Source organism: Thioclava sp. F28-4 (assembly GCF_002020045.1).
Classification (GTDB): domain Bacteria; phylum Pseudomonadota; class Alphaproteobacteria; order Rhodobacterales; family Rhodobacteraceae; genus Thioclava; species Thioclava sediminum.
The window spans coordinates 1-15,752 of record NZ_MPZQ01000006.1 but is presented as its reverse complement, the minus strand read 5'-3'; the positions used below and the strand labels follow the sequence as shown (position 1 = coordinate 15,752).

The 15,752-nt window shown below is 61.1% G+C and carries 12 protein-coding genes; 1 reads left to right on the top strand and 11 read right to left on the bottom strand.

Going from position 1 to position 15,752, the window contains the following annotated elements; genetic code table 11:
• Positions 1-32: 32 nt before the first annotated feature.
• The 11 genes from BMI87_RS13470 to BMI87_RS13420 form a co-directional block, all read right to left on the bottom strand.
• Positions 33-2,108, bottom strand: a complete 2,076-nt coding sequence (locus BMI87_RS13470) for a hypothetical protein (protein ID WP_146681610.1) — start codon at positions 2,106-2,108, stop codon at positions 33-35.
• Positions 2,109-2,231: 123 nt separating this feature from the next.
• Positions 2,232-3,806, bottom strand: a complete 1,575-nt coding sequence (locus tag BMI87_RS13465; protein ID WP_078522144.1) for a cytochrome-c peroxidase — start codon at positions 3,804-3,806, stop codon at positions 2,232-2,234.
• On the bottom strand, positions 3,803-5,029 hold the full coding sequence (locus tag BMI87_RS13460; RefSeq protein WP_210402480.1) for a His-Xaa-Ser system-associated MauG-like protein: 1,227 nt from the start codon (positions 5,027-5,029) through the stop codon (positions 3,803-3,805). The genes BMI87_RS13465 and BMI87_RS13460 overlap by 4 nt, the downstream gene beginning before the upstream one ends.
• Complete coding sequence (locus BMI87_RS13455; RefSeq protein WP_246832699.1) at positions 5,013-5,411, bottom strand: TIGR03982 family His-Xaa-Ser system protein; 399 nt, start codon at positions 5,409-5,411, stop codon at positions 5,013-5,015. Before BMI87_RS13455 ends, BMI87_RS13460 begins: the two co-directional genes overlap by 17 nt.
• Positions 5,386-5,922, bottom strand: a complete 537-nt coding sequence (gene hxsA / locus BMI87_RS13450; protein WP_078522141.1) for a His-Xaa-Ser repeat protein HxsA — start codon at positions 5,920-5,922, stop codon at positions 5,386-5,388. The genes BMI87_RS13455 and hxsA overlap by 26 nt, the downstream gene beginning before the upstream one ends.
• The gene (hxsC, locus tag BMI87_RS13445) at positions 5,919-6,998 is read right to left on the bottom strand and encodes a His-Xaa-Ser system radical SAM maturase HxsC (RefSeq protein ID WP_078522140.1); all 1,080 of its coding nucleotides are present in this window, start codon (positions 6,996-6,998) and stop codon (positions 5,919-5,921) included. Before hxsC ends, hxsA begins: the two co-directional genes overlap by 4 nt.
• The gene (gene hxsB, locus BMI87_RS13440) at positions 6,995-8,404 is read right to left on the bottom strand and encodes a His-Xaa-Ser system radical SAM maturase HxsB (protein WP_168175216.1); all 1,410 of its coding nucleotides are present in this window, start codon (positions 8,402-8,404) and stop codon (positions 6,995-6,997) included. The genes hxsC and hxsB overlap by 4 nt, the downstream gene beginning before the upstream one ends.
• Positions 8,404-8,739, bottom strand: coding sequence for a hypothetical protein (locus tag BMI87_RS13435; RefSeq protein ID WP_146681608.1), 336 nt, complete (start codon positions 8,737-8,739; stop codon positions 8,404-8,406). Before BMI87_RS13435 ends, hxsB begins: the two co-directional genes overlap by 1 nt.
• A gap of 732 nt (positions 8,740-9,471) precedes the next feature.
• Positions 9,472-10,584: an ABC transporter permease gene (locus tag BMI87_RS13430; RefSeq protein WP_078522137.1), complete on the bottom strand. Its 1,113-nt coding sequence runs from the start codon at positions 10,582-10,584 to the stop codon at positions 9,472-9,474.
• Positions 10,585-10,587: 3 nt separating this feature from the next.
• Positions 10,588-13,347: a ribosome-associated ATPase/putative transporter RbbA gene (gene rbbA / locus BMI87_RS13425; RefSeq protein WP_078522136.1), complete on the bottom strand. Its 2,760-nt coding sequence runs from the start codon at positions 13,345-13,347 to the stop codon at positions 10,588-10,590.
• On the bottom strand, positions 13,344-14,414 hold the full coding sequence (locus tag BMI87_RS13420) for an HlyD family secretion protein (RefSeq protein WP_146681607.1): 1,071 nt from the start codon (positions 14,412-14,414) through the stop codon (positions 13,344-13,346). The genes rbbA and BMI87_RS13420 overlap by 4 nt, the downstream gene beginning before the upstream one ends.
• A gap of 101 nt (positions 14,415-14,515) precedes the next feature.
• On the opposite strand from BMI87_RS13420, the gene BMI87_RS13415 reads away from it, so the two are divergent.
• Entirely contained in the window at positions 14,516-15,100 is a 585-nt protein-coding gene (locus BMI87_RS13415) for a TetR/AcrR family transcriptional regulator (protein WP_078522135.1), read from the top strand.
• Positions 15,101-15,752 lie beyond the last annotated feature (652 nt).

Genomic DNA, 15,752 nt, shown 5'->3' with positions numbered 1-15,752 from the left:
GGCCTTCGCGGAAACAGAAAGGGAAACGGCGCCTATCTTGGAAGCAACCGTGCTTCAGAAAGCAAAGGGCCACCGCGGAACCCGGGCTGAGATCTCAAGTCTTCGAGACGTTGGACATTCGCAAGAAAAGTCTTCGCAAGATCCGCGCGCCCATGGACCGACAACTCATTCGGTCGCCTGAGCTTCCGCTCTACAGACTGTACCCAGTGAACGTTCAGCTGCTCTGGAGAACGATCGCCAGCATATTCCATCAAACACGGGACAGGGTTACGCGCTGGAGCGCACCCTGCATCTTTCGCCGCGGCGTAAAGCTGCCGCCAAGATTCCGTCCAAGGCAAATCGATGAAGTCACGCAGTGCGATCAAGGTTCTTTCATAGCGAGGCGCCTGAGCCTGAGTTTTAGAAGACGAAGCAAGGGTACCGAAATCGCGGCTAAGCAGTTCGGCAACTGAAGGTGTACGTGAGAGACCATTCGCGGCGCTTGACCTGAAAAGTGCTTTAGCTGCGGCTTTAACGGAGCGCTTGGTACTGTCGCCGTATCCGATCCTTGCAACCAACTGATCGAGTTCCGTCGAGAGACCAGCAGGCAGTTCCTCGAAGGATGAGCGGCCATCCGGCAGAGGGCCGACCAACTCTTCGGGTCGATATGTTGCGAGCTCAATGAAGCCCGCAGCGCGATCCATTGCGCGCGCCGCACCATGGACCCGCGCCCGTTGTCGCGTGGGCACTGTGTCGAGCAGTTCGATTAAAAAGTCTCGGTCCACGGTCCTTGGCGGAATGCCACGATTCACAGCCACCGCACGAACCGCCGACAACATATTCAGTTCGTTCTCTGTGAAACCGACCTGTCGCAGCTTTTCGAAAAATGAAGCCCAGCGCCCAAGGACGGGATCGGCACGCCTTGCGGATTTAGCCACCGCAGCCGATTTGTCCTTCTCTCGATGCGCCGGCATATGCTTAACGAAGCCGCTTGGTTGTTCAGGCAGAAGCTCGCGTGGGAAGTCTTCGTGTTCGAAAAGAGCATCTATCGCGAAAGCTCCAGTGCGAAAGTGCGCAACGATATAACCTTCGAGAGAAATGCAGGTGCGAGCGAACCATGCGGGCGTCAACTCATGCGGAGCAAGACCATGAGAGATGGCAAGTTTCGATACCGTTTCGATCCTGCTTTTGAGCGATGTCATGTCCCGATTGCTTAGCTCTCGTCTGAATTCCGACCAGGCTTTGGCCTCCGCGGTCTCGGCATACTGACTTCGCCCGACATCGGGGATACTGAAGTGTCGAATTAGCCTGTTTAGATAGTCCTCAAGAGTCTTCTTCGATGGCCGATCAAACCCGAGCTCCGCTGGTTCTATCCCGCGAAGCGCCTTAAGCGTCTGCTCGGTCAAGAGTTCCTTCGGTGAGATGTTGGCCGATGCTTCGCAAAGCTCGCACAGCACCGCCACGCGATACACGAAGGCAAGAGCCATCCGAACAGAGGCGGGGGCATCTTGGTACTCCTGCTCAAGCCGTTCCGGCATTGGCGCATTTGCGCGATGATCCTTGGCGCGCGGAAGCGGCCCGATCGTTTCATCCGGAAGAAGACCTGTGCCCTTCGCTAAAGTACTGCCTTGTAAGCGATCCAAGACTCGACAAGCACTCCGGAAGTACATCCGTTCACCACCGCTCAAACGAGCATTTATTTGGATCGCAAGATCTCTATCAATTTGGCCAGGATTGACGCCGTCGGGTATAATTTTCCGGAGAACATAGAATGGGTTGATGGCCCACTCACTGATCTCGAGACGTGCGAGCCTCTGGAGCGCAACGATTGGGTCAGTATCGACAACTTCCCCGGAGGAGAGAAACTGAAGGTCAAGAATCCGCCTCCGCCACGATTGGTAGCGAGTCAGTTCGCACTTGAAGATCCGCTGAGCCGACGCAGGAATCTTGTTCGCCGGAAATCGTTCAGATAGCTCGGTCCCTCGGTAAGACATCATCATGAGTGGCACGCTCTCGATTTTAGAAAGGAGGGCGAGGGATGTGCAAAGCACGAAGGGATTACCGGCTCGCAATAGCTCGGCAGGCGGCTGAGAGCTCAAGAGAGCTTGATAAAGGCTTGCAATATTCATGCAGAAAATATTGGTCTTTTGTTCTGGAACGGAAATCACTGGCGAACGGTATTGCCCCGCGTGTCGTGACCTGCGACGGGATTTTCCTCCAACAACGATTACAGTCCGGCCCATCTTTGCTGATTAGCGGGAAAGGGACCCGGCACGGCGATCCTCCAGCGCCTCCAAAAAGACGACCAGCAGTCCGACCTGCTCCTCGGTGATCAGCGAACCTGACGCCAGAATCGGCGATATAGCGTCGATTTCCATGGGCGCCATCAGATGCTCCCCACCCTCGGCATAGGCGCGCGCGAAGCGATAGGGATCGAGATGCTGCCGGATCGCGTCTACGAGCGTGTCGGCTTGGCCGTTGTGGAAATAAGGCGCGGTGAGCGTCACGTTCCGCAAGGGCGGCGTCCGAAAAAGAAACCGGTCATCCGCCATACCGGTGGCATAGAAACGGCCCAGGTCCTTCTCCTCCCGGATCTCGGGCACGCCGACGGAATGAAACCCGAAATCGCTGAAGACATCGCCTGCGTGGCAGACCGCGCACCGGCCGATGCCATAAAAAATGAGCGCCCCACGCTTCTGATCCACCGAGAGGGCGGAAAGGTCTCCGGCGAGATAGCGATCCCAAGGTGTGTCGCGGGACTGGAAGGCGATCTCGATGTAATGTGCGAGCGCATTGCCGAGATGGGCCGGACGAACCTCGTCGGCCGTCCCGACCCCGTAACTCTTGCGAAACAGACTCCGATAGGATCCCGCTTCCTCACCGCGCTCATCGCCCTCATAGAGACGCGACGCGAGGCGGGCCAGCACCGCCTCCGGGGCTGGCGTGCCGCGTGCCTCGGGAGCAAGAAGATTGCCGGTACCGGGCTCGCCGAGCATCTCCGCCGGGATAACGATCGGCCGCACCGATTGCAGCGCCATGAGATTCTCAAACCCAGTCGTCGACAGGGCTTCGGGCAGCACCAGTCCACCTTGATCGGCGGCAGCCACGGCCTGAAGTCGGCCGTCCCAGAGCATCGTTGAGACGTCGTTGTGATCACGGTTCCAGAGATCGGGCACATTGCGCGCAGGAACGTCGGGCAACCAATTCGGCGACACGTCAAGTCGTGTCTCCAATGCAGCCCCGTCTGCAGTCGCTGAGGCCAAGACGTGGCAGGTGGCGCAAGTCCGCTTTCCTCGTCCGCTCAGAAGCGGATCAAAAAACAGACGTTCGCCGAGTCGGAACTTCGCATCGCGCAGGTTTTCCTTCAGGGGCAGTGGCGCGAGGTCGAAGAGCCGGGACGCGACGCGCAGTTGTGCATCGAGATGGTCAGCATCTATCTGCGTCGCCCGCAGGTCTGGGTAAGCGGGGTCCGAAGTCGCGGAAAGATTGAGGGCCGCGAGCGCGTGCCGCGATACCCCGTCCGACAAAAGCTTTTCGGTGAGCGCGGTGTAGCTCTTGCACGGCAACCGGCCGATTTCGAGGGACTGGTCCAATCGCAAAGCTTGCGCTGCGTCCAGCTGGTCGTGCGTCTCCTCCGCCGTCTCTGCGGTGCGCAGGGCTTGGTCGCAGGCGGCGGCGAGGGCACGGACGTCCTTTTCCAGTCGGTGAAGCTCTATCCGCGGACGTAGCTCAGCAAGGTAGAACCAAGCCGGCAGGGAGAGACCGAGCCCGATGACGGCGATCCGGGTGAGGAGGTCGAGCAGGGTGCGCCGGCGCACCCGCTTCACCGCGCGGGCTCCGGATCGAACTCCAGCGCCGCGAGGAAGGCGACGAGCTCCGCGATCTCCGAGTCGCTGAGCTCGACCGCGTAGCTCGGCTCCAGCGACCAGCGCGCGATCTTTTGGTAAACCTCAGCCCGGTCGAGCGCCGAAAGGCTGCTGGTATCGATCTCTGCCAAAGGATCGACATGCGCCCGAATCGCCGCGGCAAGATCAGGTTCGACCCCGGAATGGGAATACGGCGCGGTCTTTGTAACATTGTAGAGTGGTGGCGTTCGGAAGGCGTACCGGTCCTGGGGGTCTTGTGTGAAATTGTAGCGGCCGTAGTCGATGCCGAAACCGTTGAAGCCGAAACCGAACTGCCCGAAGGGGATCGCGTGGAATTCAAGGTCGGAGAAATAGGTGCCCGTATGACAGGCGGCGCATTGCCCGCGCCCGTAGAATAGGAGTCCCCCGGCCAGTTCCCGCTCGGTCAGAGGCTCATCTTCGAATACGAAGCGATGGAACCTCGTCTCCCGCAGCCGGAACTCGGATCGAATGAAGGCGGAAAGGGCCTGGGCAATCTGCAGGTAGGTGAGATCCCCGACCTCGAGTCCGGATGCGACCACCAGAGGCTCGGCGATTTCCGGCGTTTCGCGGATGCGGCGAGCGATCTCCGTATGAACCCGCGCCGCAGCGCCAACGTCGCCCTGGCGTAGCCATTCGGTCGCATCGCTCTCCCCGATCATCTCGCGGAATTCCACCGGCGGCAGATGGACGGTCACGACCAGCGGGTCGTCGGAAGGTGCCATGGTGCCGAACTGGCTTCGGACGTCGCCGGAGCTGGCATCGACCCTCCCATCCCAAAAGAAGACGTCGAAGCCTACGCCGCCCCGCCCCCAGAGGGCGAGAGTGTTGCGCGAGAGAACGCCGGCCGGGCTCTTCATTCGCTCGACGCCTTTGCCGACGCCACCAGCCCCATGGCCGAGCGGCAGACCGTCCGCGGAGCCAAACTCGTCGAGATGGCAGTTGCGGCAGGAGACGTTGCGGGTGAACGAAAGCAACTCGCTCTCAAAGAGCATCTTGCCGACCTCCGCCTTTTCCGGTTCGAACTCCGGCCAGGACTCTTCGACTGGACGCAATCCGTTCTCAAGCGCCGCCTTGCGCAAGACGGCCTCGCGCATGGTCTCGGCCATGGCTGGGGCGGAGCAGATCAGTGCGATAGCGGCGAAGAACTTAGTAGCGGATTTCATGAATCTCGATCACATTCTGCAAATCTGTCGCCTTGGCCTCGATGGCCTTGAGGGCCATGTAGCCAAGCGCCGTCTCGTCGAGCCCGATGAGCATCAATCGCTTTCGCAGCAGATCGTAATCCTGGCAGTCAATTAGGCCGACCTCGCTCGCCTCGAGAGCCCGCACGGTCTCCGCGGAGGGGTCGGCCTCCAGCTTCTGTTTAGCCAGAAGATGCGCGCGCATTGAGCGGTCGCAGCGATAGGTCGCCTCTTGGTAAGCTGGCTCGGTGGCGATGATCACACCCCAGACCCAGAGCGGCGGAATCATCTGGCCGATGACCACGCCACAGGCCAGCACCAAGGCATACCGGACCCAATTACTTCGCAACGATATTGAGCGCATCGAGGACCTCGGGGGTGATGGTGCCGGTGATCTTCAAGTTCCAGTCCTTCTGAAACTTGCTGAGCGCGGTCTTGGTGCCGGTGCCGACGACCCCGTCGATGGCCCCGGTGTAGTAGCCATAGGTGTAGAGTGCCGTTTGCACTCGCTTGACGATCTCATTGAAAGCCGCGCTGTTGCCGGGCAGCGTCTTCGGGGCCTGCGGCGCGCGCGGCATGACATAAGAGGGCGGGGTGCTGTTGCTCAAGGGTTTAGACGGACTATAGGTACTGCCGCCGCTCGAATATCCCCCACCGGAGGAGGAGCGATGGCTACCGTGTGATCCATGCGAGCCGTGACTCGAATGTGACCGGTGCCCAGCCAAAGTGTAGGTGTGGTCGCCCCGGAGAAGCTGGAAGAGCGAGGCCGATGGGTCGTCATGACGATCCGACCGGGGCGGGGCGATGGCCTGGGCCCCTTGCGGGACGTAGCCCGCAGCCGCGAGCGTGATGGCGAATTTTCCGATCTTCTTCATTGCGGCCGTATCTCCATGAAGCTGTCCTCCTCCCGATACCACTCGAAAAACCCGGCGCAGCTGGCGCGTAGACTGCAGGCGCGGCAGGCCGGAAGATATTTCTGTTTCCAGTCCGAAATCGATCGTGCCGCGAGATCCCGATAGGCTGGCGGCACTGTGCAAAGCGGGAAATTGTAGAGCGTGACGCCTTGGCGTCGCGCGCGCATCAAGTCGATGGCCGCACCGAGACTGGCGAAGTCGATGCTGCTGTCAAAAAAGCATCGCGTCCAGTTCATCCGGCCATAGCCGATGCGCTCCATCTGCATGATTGCCCAGGTCGCGGCGAATGGCAGATGCCGCGTGATGAAATCTGCAAGGCGCGGCAGACAAAGAGCATTTTGCGCCAGAACCACGGTCCGCAGTTCGAGCGCGGCACCCGCGAGACCGAGCAATGCGAGATTCGGGGCCAGCTGTGCAAAGGCACCGGACTTGCCGACGATCTCGTCATGTGTCGTCGGGTCGTCGGAATAAATCGGCACGCCCCAGAGCAGACGCGTTCGGTGCTTCCGCAACCATGCCAAATCTTCGCGCTCGAAATGCTGACCATTGGTCAGAATGTGAAAGCTGAGATCATCACGGGTGGCGAAGACTGCGTCGATGAAGGCAAAGAGTGCGTCCTTGTGCAGGAGCGGCTCACCGCCGGAAAGGCCGATCTGCGCGCCGGGCGGCGCCAGTCGGGCGGCCGCGAGAAAGTGAGCGAACATGTCCTGATGCTGAGGCTTTGGCGGCTGGGAGCACATCAGGCAGAGTTGGTCGCATTGCTCGGTGATGAGAAACGTGTTGTGCGGCGAGGCCGCCCGGATGAGACGATGGGCGATCTGGCGGCGCGGATCGATCAGCAGCACATCGCCCGCGATCTCCGCGGGCGCGACATCCCGAAGTCGGAACGTGGCCAAGCCGGTCCGGTAGCTCAGGCCCCCCGCCTCCGACAACGTGAGGGTAGCATCCTCCTCGCATTGGGGCTCCCCTTCCGCGATGCGGGTCACAAATGGCGCGAGGCCCCGGTCGCACTCCGATTTGAGACGAAGCTGGATCATGGCGCGACGGGCCTCAGCGCCTCGGGAATACTCTCGAGTCCGAGCCAGCGCGACAGGCTGAATTCGACCTCCGGGTCGGTTCTATAAAGGAGCTCCATCGCGAGATCGAAGACGGCGAGGTGGCGCTGGCAGAACCAGCTCTCATGGCGCGGCACATCAATCCGGCCGCTGCGCGAGAGATCATCGATCGGATCGGTACCGCAGAAGGGCTGATAAGGGCAGTGGATGCAATCTGGATCGAAATTGTTGATGTGGCCCGGCGCCAGCAGGGTCAGTTTTTCCTGGTCCAGACCGTCGCTTACGTTGCCGATGGCGAGGTCGACCTGCCGGATGCGTGCCAGCATGCGCGCCTCGTCGCTGGGATAGATTTGCCCGTCGAAATCAATAACGGCATTCGCGCCGCTCGGGATGTTGGGATTGCGTAGATCGGTGTGGCTGTCCATCCCGGGCGCCAGGATGCGCCGCAGGCAATGGGCCATGTAGAACTCCTCCATCACCCGGCCCGTCCGCGCGTTTCGCGCAATCAGCGCCTCGATAAAGCCTCGGTAATAGTCATTCCAGGCGGTCGAAGTCCGGGCCGCGGGATGGCTCTTGCGGGCGAAGCCTTGGTAATTGACCGGGCGCAGGTAGAGCGAAGTGAAACCGAAAGCCTCATAGGCCGCGATCAGGTCCTCCGGATCGGGCGGCTCTTCGATGTCGATGGTCGGCAAGGCGGAGATCCGGCCGGGACCGATCCGGCCGATCACCTGTTTGAGGTTGTTGAGGAAAACTTCCGTCAGCGCGGTATCTCCCGTTCGATTCCGGGTATGGACCTGGTGAGGGCCGTCGAGTGAGGTGCTGATCAGCACGTCCTCGCTGTCCAGAAACGCGAGGATATCCTCATCAAGGGTTTGAAGGTTGCTGCAGACCACGAAACGAACTCGGCGGAAGCGCCGGCGCGCGAAGGTGGCGACGGCCTCCAGAAAATCGAGCCTCAGGAACGGTTCCCCGCCCTGGAACTCGATCTGGATTTCCTCAACCTGCAGGTCGTTAAGAAAGTCCAGCACCTTTTGAAGTGTCTCCGCATCCCAGTCGAAGCCTTGCGACGCAAGCGGCGCGCGCGAGACCTGGCAATAGGAACATTTGAGGTCGCAGCGCAGCGTAGGAATCAGGATGATATAGGCCGACCCGCCCCCGACATGCTGGCGCCGCGACCACCGCGCCAGAAATCCGGTATGGGCGAGATCTCCCGCCCGCTCGAAGGCGTGGCCCTTCTCCAGTAGGAAGCGTTCGTCCGACGGGCTCAACGCGTCGCGCGCATAGCGCCCAACGAACTCACTCTTGGCCAGGAAATAGGCGCCGGAGTCATCCGCGAGGATCGTCCGGCGATCGTCGAGATCGCGAAACCGAAGCGGCCAGACCTGCATCACCCTGCCAGCATCGCGTAGAGGTTCTGCCGCATCGGCAACGTCTGCCGGAAGATCTTCTCGCGATAAATCTGGTAGGTCACCTCGCGCTCGATCTGAGCGGGATCGCACTCAGACGCACCGTACACCGAGATACCCTTGTCTGACACGGAAAAGCCGAACTCCGGATAAATATATCCCAGACGCAAAAGGGCCGCAGGAATGCAAAGATCAAATTCCGGGTCGATTGAGATATCGATAATGGGGCTCGCGGACATGTTGGCGGTCTCGGAGACTGCTAATAAAATGGGGCGTCGAAAAGTGGTATGATCTTCATTGGGCGCGAAATCCGGCAAAAATCAAGTCCTTGATCCCAAGAACTGCACTTCGGGAGCACTTTCCGTGGCGGGTGGCGCAACGACACCCTCTCTTTTCCGGCGTTGATGCTCAGTTCGCCCAATACCGGATTCCCCGCTGGCTTACGCAATCCGATTTCAAGGCGCAGGCGGATCGCGTTAGAAGACAGGTAGGGTGAAGCTTGCTCGACTGAACACCCAGATGGCTCCGTCCGACAAGCCGGATCCGATCCTTTCTTGAAAATGGAATGGGCATTGCGGTTACGGCTCTTCTCACGCAAAGGACTGCTTACAGCCAAGTTTGACCGTAAGAACCCAATCCAGGGTTGAGAGACGATGCCGTTGGACGCAAGCAGCGAGGTCCGGTTTGAAGCTGAAGCCAGTAATTCGTCGTGCACAATATGAATGGCAGCTAACGTCCGTTCGCGGTGGGTCCGTAGGTCTGGGGCGGAAAGCGGCCGTGCGCTGCTGCTGCAAAGGAAAAGCTGATCTACCGCGAAAGCGGACTTTAAGCTTCGCAACCGGACCTGAACCAACCTGATCGACACGGAGGGCGGGAAACGGAACTTCTCTGCGACAAGCTCAAACAGCAGTAAGTGCATGGAAAGGATCATACAGCATCCAGATCCTCCGCCGACTCACCCGATCGACGGGCGGCGCACGCAATGTTCGGGGGCGCGCTTGGGACGTCGGCGACCACGGCGGTGTCAATGCAGGTGAGTAGACACTGCGCTACCTCAGGAAAACGCGAAATCGGGCGAGCGCGATCATGAACAACCCGCACCCGAGCACCGCCAGCGCGACAAGCTGCGGCCAAACGATCGCCAGCCCGGCGCCCCGAAACAGCACGGCTTCCGCAAACATCGCAAAATGCGTATTCGGGGCCAGCATCATCAGATCCTGAATGAACCAGGGCATGCTCTCGCGGGGCGTGACGGTGCCCGAGAGGACCTGCAGAGGCAGCAGAACCATCACGAGCAGCAAGCCGAATTGCGGCATGGATCCTGCGAGGGTTGCAAGCATGATCCCAAGAGACGTGACTGCGAAGAGGTCGAGCGCCGTGCCCAGCAGGAATAACGGAAGCGAGCCCGCGACCGGGACCTGCAACAATCCCTGAACCACGACCACCAGCGAGGCGGCCGCAGCCACGACGACCACCAACCCCATCGACCATACCTTGGAGAGCATGATCTCGAGCGACGAGACCGGCATCACCAGAAGATGCTCGACGGTGCCGTGTTCGCGTTCCCGGATCAGCGCGGCCCCGGTCAGGACGATGCCCAGCATCGTGACCATGGTGATGATGTTCGAGAGCGCGCCGAACCAGGTCGGATTCAGCCCGGGATTGAAGCGGGCGCGCAGGTTGAGTCCGACCGGCAGGCTGGTTTCTTCTCGGTGACGCGCCGTGAATGCATTCACCTCGGAGGTCACGATCTGCTGGACATAGCCGGTGCCGGTGAAGGCTTGGCTCATACGTGTGGCGTCAACATTCAGCTGCAACGCGGGCGCGCGACCAGCCAGAATGTCCTTCTCGAAATCGGGCGGGATCGACAGCGCGAAGGTGTCGGTGCCCGCATCCATCCGCGCATCCATTTCCGTCGGCGTGATCAGAGTGGGCGGCATGAAATAGGGCGGATAGAACGCATCGGCGATTTGCTGCGACAACGGCGAGCGATCCTCATCGACGATGGAGATCGGCGCTTTGTTCAGGTTCTCTGGCATCGACTTTGCGCCGGTATAGATCGCGAGCGTGAACGCATAGACGATGAGGATCATCAGCATCGGATCGCGGACCAAACCGCGAAGCTCTTTTATTCCCAGATGCAGGACGTTCATCGCGCGCATGGCTCACCTCGCCTGTTTTTTCAAAAGCGCAACGCCGAGGCCGAAGATGACAGGCACGGACAGGGCCATGGCCAGAAGGTCAGCCCCCAGCGCCTCGAAGCCGAGCGCCTTCGAAAAGACGCCGCGCGAGATCGTGACGAAGTAGCTGGCCGGGTAGACATGCCCGATGAAGGCGCCGAAGCCTTCGAGCGAGGAAATCGGGTCGACCAGCCCGGAGAATTGCACGGCGGGCAGCAGGGTCAGGAGGGAGGTCGCAAAGATCGCGGCGATCTGGCTGGAGATGAAGCTGGAGATCACAAGGCCCATGCCGGTCGCGAAGATGACGTAGAGCAGCGCGGCGAGGCTCAGCGCGGCGAAGCTGCCGCTTATCGGCACGCGGAAAATGAAGATGGCGAAGAGCACCAGCAAACCGAAGTTCAGCATCCCGAGCGCGACATAGGGCAGTTGCTTGCCAAGGAGAAACTCGGTCCGCGTAACCGGGGTGACGTAGAGATTGACGATCGACCCGAGTTCCTTTTCGCGCACGACGCTGAGAGCGGCCAGCATCGCCGGGATCATCAGCAAGAGGATCGGGATGACCGCGGGCACCATAGCCGGAAGGCTTTCGACGTCGGGATTGTAGCGGTAGCGAGTCTCGATCGTGAAATCGCCTTTGACCGCTGCGTCCCCGTAGAGCTGCCGGAGCTTCTCAGTGATCCACCACGCGTGAATGCCCTGAACGTAGCCGGCGACGGTTTCCGCCCTCGTCGGCATCGCCCCGTCGATCCACGCGCCAATCGAGACCTCGCGCCCCCCCGCCAGATCTGCCGCGAAGCCGGGCGGGATTTCGATCGCAAGACTGATATTCCCCGACTCCATTTGCCTGTCGAGATCGGCATGGCTGGTCAAAGGCGGCTGCTCATCGAAATAGCGCGAGCCAGCGATCTGGGCGATATAATCTCGGCTGACCGGCGTCTGGTCTTGGTCGAGCGCCGCGAAACGCAGGTGCTCCACATCCATCGTGATGCCATAGCCGACGACCAGCATCAGCAGCGCCGAGCCCAACATCGCCAGCGTCGCCCGGATCGGGTCGCGCATCAGTTCCAATGTCTCACGCAGCGTGTAGCTCAACAGGCGTCGCAGGCTGAAGAACTGCGATGGGCGAGACCCCCTTGGGCGCCGCGGCGTCTGTTCCGGCGGTTCGGGCGCGGTGGATGGCGGGCCGGTATCATCGTCGCTGGTCGCGGCCTCGAGGTAGTGAATGAACGCGCCTTCGAGATCCGCCTCGCCGGAGCGGGCGATGATCTGCTTGGGCGCGTCGCTGATCAACACCTCCCCCGCATGCATCAGCGAGATCCTGTCGCAACGCTCGGCCTCGTTCATGAAATGGGTCGAGATGAAGATCGTCACGCCGTCGCCCCGCGACAATTCCACGAGGATTTCCCAGAAACGATCCCGCGCGACCGGATCGACGCCCGACGTCGGCTCGTCGAGGATCAGGATGTCCGGCTTGTGGATCATCGCAACGGCCAGTGACAGCCTCTGGCGTAAGCCCAGCGGAAGCGCGGCGGGCAGTGCGTCCAGCTCTCCGGCGAGATCGAAGCGTTCGGTCATCTCGGCGACGCGCCCGGGAATTTCCTCCGCGGGTAGCCGGAACAGACGTGCGTGCAGCTCGAGATTTTGCCGCACCGTCAATTCGCCATAGAGCGAAAAGGCCTGACTCATATATCCGATACGCTGACGCAGCGCGGCGTGGCCGCCCTCCATCGCCTCGCCGAACAGCCGAGAGCTGCCTTCCGACGGGCGCAAGAGGCCCGTCAGCATCTTCATCGTCGTGGTTTTCCCGCAGCCGTTCGAGCCGAGGAACCCAAAGATTTCTCCCCTCTCGATCTCGAAGCTGACATCCCTGACGGCGGTGAAATCGCCAAACCGCATCGTAAGGTGTTCCGCCTCGATCGCCGGCCCGTCGCCATCCTGCGGGCGTGGCGGAATTTCCACCGCGTGATGGCGGGCGCGCTCCGCTTCGGGCAAGAGCGCGATGAAGGCCGCATCCAGTGTTTCCGCCCCGGTTTCCTCCAATAAGGTAGAGGGCGCACCGGTGGCGAGCACCCGCCCCCCGCTCATCGCGCAAAGCCAGTCGAAGCGCGCAGCTTCTTCCATGTAAGCGGTGGCGACGATCACGCTCATCCCAGGGCGGGTGCGGCGCATCCGCTCGACAAGCTCCCAGAACTGGCGTCGCGACAGCGGGTCGACACCGGTGGTCGGCTCATCGAGGATGAGCAGGTCGGGATCGTGGATCAACGCGCAGCACAGCCCGAGCTTCTGCTTCATGCCGCCCGAGAGCTTGCCTGCCGGTCGGCTGGAGAAAGGCGCAAGCCCGGTCGCCGCAAGCAACTCGTCAATGCGGGCGCTACGTTCCTCTTCGCTTTGCCCGAACAAGCGGCCGAAGAAGTCGATATTCTCGCGCACCGAGAGCGTAGCGTAGAGGTTACGGCCCAGCCCCTGCGGCATATAAGCGATCCGCGGGCCGGTGCGCCTGCGATGACTCGCATCCGCCATATCCCCTTCGAGCACTTCGACCTCGCCGTCCTGGATCTGGCGCGCCCCGGCGATCAGTGACAGCAGGGTCGACTTGCCAACCCCGTCGGGCCCGATCAGCCCGGCCATGCGCCCCGCCGGGATGTCCAGCGTCACGGCCGCCAGCGCGGCCTCCTTGCCGAACCGATGCGTGACGTTCGTCAGCCGCGCGATCGGAGGACCGTTGGGCGGGGAAGACGCGCTCATTTCACCAGATTGGCTTCGAGCGACGCGGGCCAAGCCGCGTCGGGGTCAAGCTTGACATAGGCGATGCCGGGCAGCCCGGTTTTTACATATTGGCTGTATTTCTTCAGAAGGTCGGGGGCGATCGTGACTTTGACGCGGAACATGAGCTTCTCGCGCTCGGCCTCTGTCTCGACCGTTTTCGGTGTGAACTGGGCGACGTCGGCGACATAGGTGACCTTGGCTGGCACGGTCATGTCCGGCGCCGCGTCGAGCACGACGCGCGCCGGGGTCCCCAGCGCGATGCGCCCTGCCTCGCGCGTGGGCAGGAAAATACTCATGTAGACGTCGCCGAGATCAGCGAGGTTCAGCACTCTCCCGCCAGCGCCGACGATCTCTCCCTCGCGGGCCACGATATATTGCACCCGACCATCTCGCGGCGCAGTCAGCGTCATATCGGACAGCTGCACCTTGATCGACTCGATGGCCGCATCGGCGACCTCCACCGCGGCCTGCGCGTCGATGACACCGGCCTTGGCGGTGTTGATCGCCGCTGCCGCTGCCGCCCTTTGCGCCTCGGCAAGCGAGATCGCGGCCTCGGAGCTGAGGGCTTGGGCGCGATCGGCGTCCAGCGTCGCCTGTGAGGCCGTGCTGTTCTCGGCGAGCTTGCTCGTGCGATCGTATTTTTTCTGGGCCATCTCGTTCGAGGCCTCGGCTTCCTTGACCGCGGCCTCCGCCGCGCGCAGCTCGGCCTGAGCTTGTTCCACCCCGATCTTTGCGGTGTCCACGGCCAGAACCGCCCGCTTGCGCTCGGCCTGCGCCTGAACCAGCGCGACTTGCAGCTGACGACTGTCGAACTCAGCCAGAGGTTGGCCCGCTTTGACGACATCGCCTTCCTTGACCAGCATTTTGCTGATCCGTCCGGCTACCTTCGACGAGACGTCGATGCTCACCGCCTCGATGCGCCCATTGCCCTTTGCGAAACCGTCCGGCGTCGCGTCGTCATCCTGCAATTTCCAATAGGCCGCCCCGATGAGAAGGATAACCACAACCAAGCTGGCCAATCCCCATTTCGCGCTCAACCGGGACATCATACGGCTCCTTCATCTGGATGAGGACGCGCATTTTCGTGGCCGCGCCCCTTGTCAACACCTGTTGACTAATCCAGCCGGTATACGCATTCAAGGTGCCTATGGTAAAATCAAAGCAGCATCATCCCGAACCGCCCAAAGTTTCGTCGCGACAGCGCATTCTGGTAGCTGCATGCGAGATTTTTTCGCGGAAGTCCTACGCCAGCGTTGGTTTGCGCGAAATCGCAGCGCGGGCCGGTGTCGACGTGGCCTACGTCCACCGAAGCTTCGGCTCTAAGCTCGGTCTTTTCACCGAGGCATTCCGTTCCGCGATCTGCGCCGATATCGCCGTGCTTGTGGAATGCGACGATCTGGCCGAAACGATGGCTGAAATCCTTCTGTCGCGACGCGAAGCGTTTCCCGGAGAGCTTGGCACGGGGCTTAGCATCCTGCTGCATTCGGTTGGCGACCCCGACGCGACTGAGGCGCTGCGGAGCGTCGCCACCACCGAGTTTCTCGAGCCGTTGCGCAAACGCATTGATTCCGGTGGGCGAGACAGCATCGTCCTTTCGGGGGCGTTGCTCGCCGGGCTGGGGATCACGTTCCAGGTGCTTGACTTCGATACACTTGATGTGGCTGACCGGGAGGCCTTCAAGCGAAAGGTCGTCTCCGTCCTAAGAGGTATTGCGGCCGGTGAAGTGCTCTAAGCCGAACCTCCGCGCGACCCTTCGAGAAGTTGAGATATGCGGAAGAGCTTAGGCTCAGGACGCATCGCCAGTAGATGACGACTGCAGCGAGAGCTATGGCAGCGAAGAAGCCATTGGGGCATCTGTCATATCTGGTTGCCGACGCGACCTTGGCCTTGAACTCGGAGGCGTGCTGCTTCCGTTTGGAAATCGCTGATCTCCTTCTTGTCGAAGATAAGCAGAGTGCAGATCGTAGCTTCTGTCAGCCTCCGAATTTCAGAGGGGAGCTCAACCTCTTGCGAATAACGAGGTGTAGAGTGACGCCGAATGCCAAGGCGCAACTTCCGCCTTCAAACCCGCGCAAAAGGTGGTGTCGGATTACGACCAGCTTGTGAGCAGTCGATGGCTATGGACATTAAACCTGACTTTGGTGCCACTACAGCTGATTAGTAGTTTGCCTACACTGCGGTCTCCAATCCACTGGATGATGCTGTGCGGTGCGATGAAGGACTGCTTCAGAGAAGCCGCTCCGTAGCATAGGGTGGCCGGTAGATGTCCGCTTTGGGCCGGGAGTTACGCGCTCGGTGGCCTGGGCGTATTCCGTTGAAAAACTCGCGCTTGATTGCTGGGCGTGGCGCTGATTCAATTCCGACATCAGGTGGGAGGATTGGCG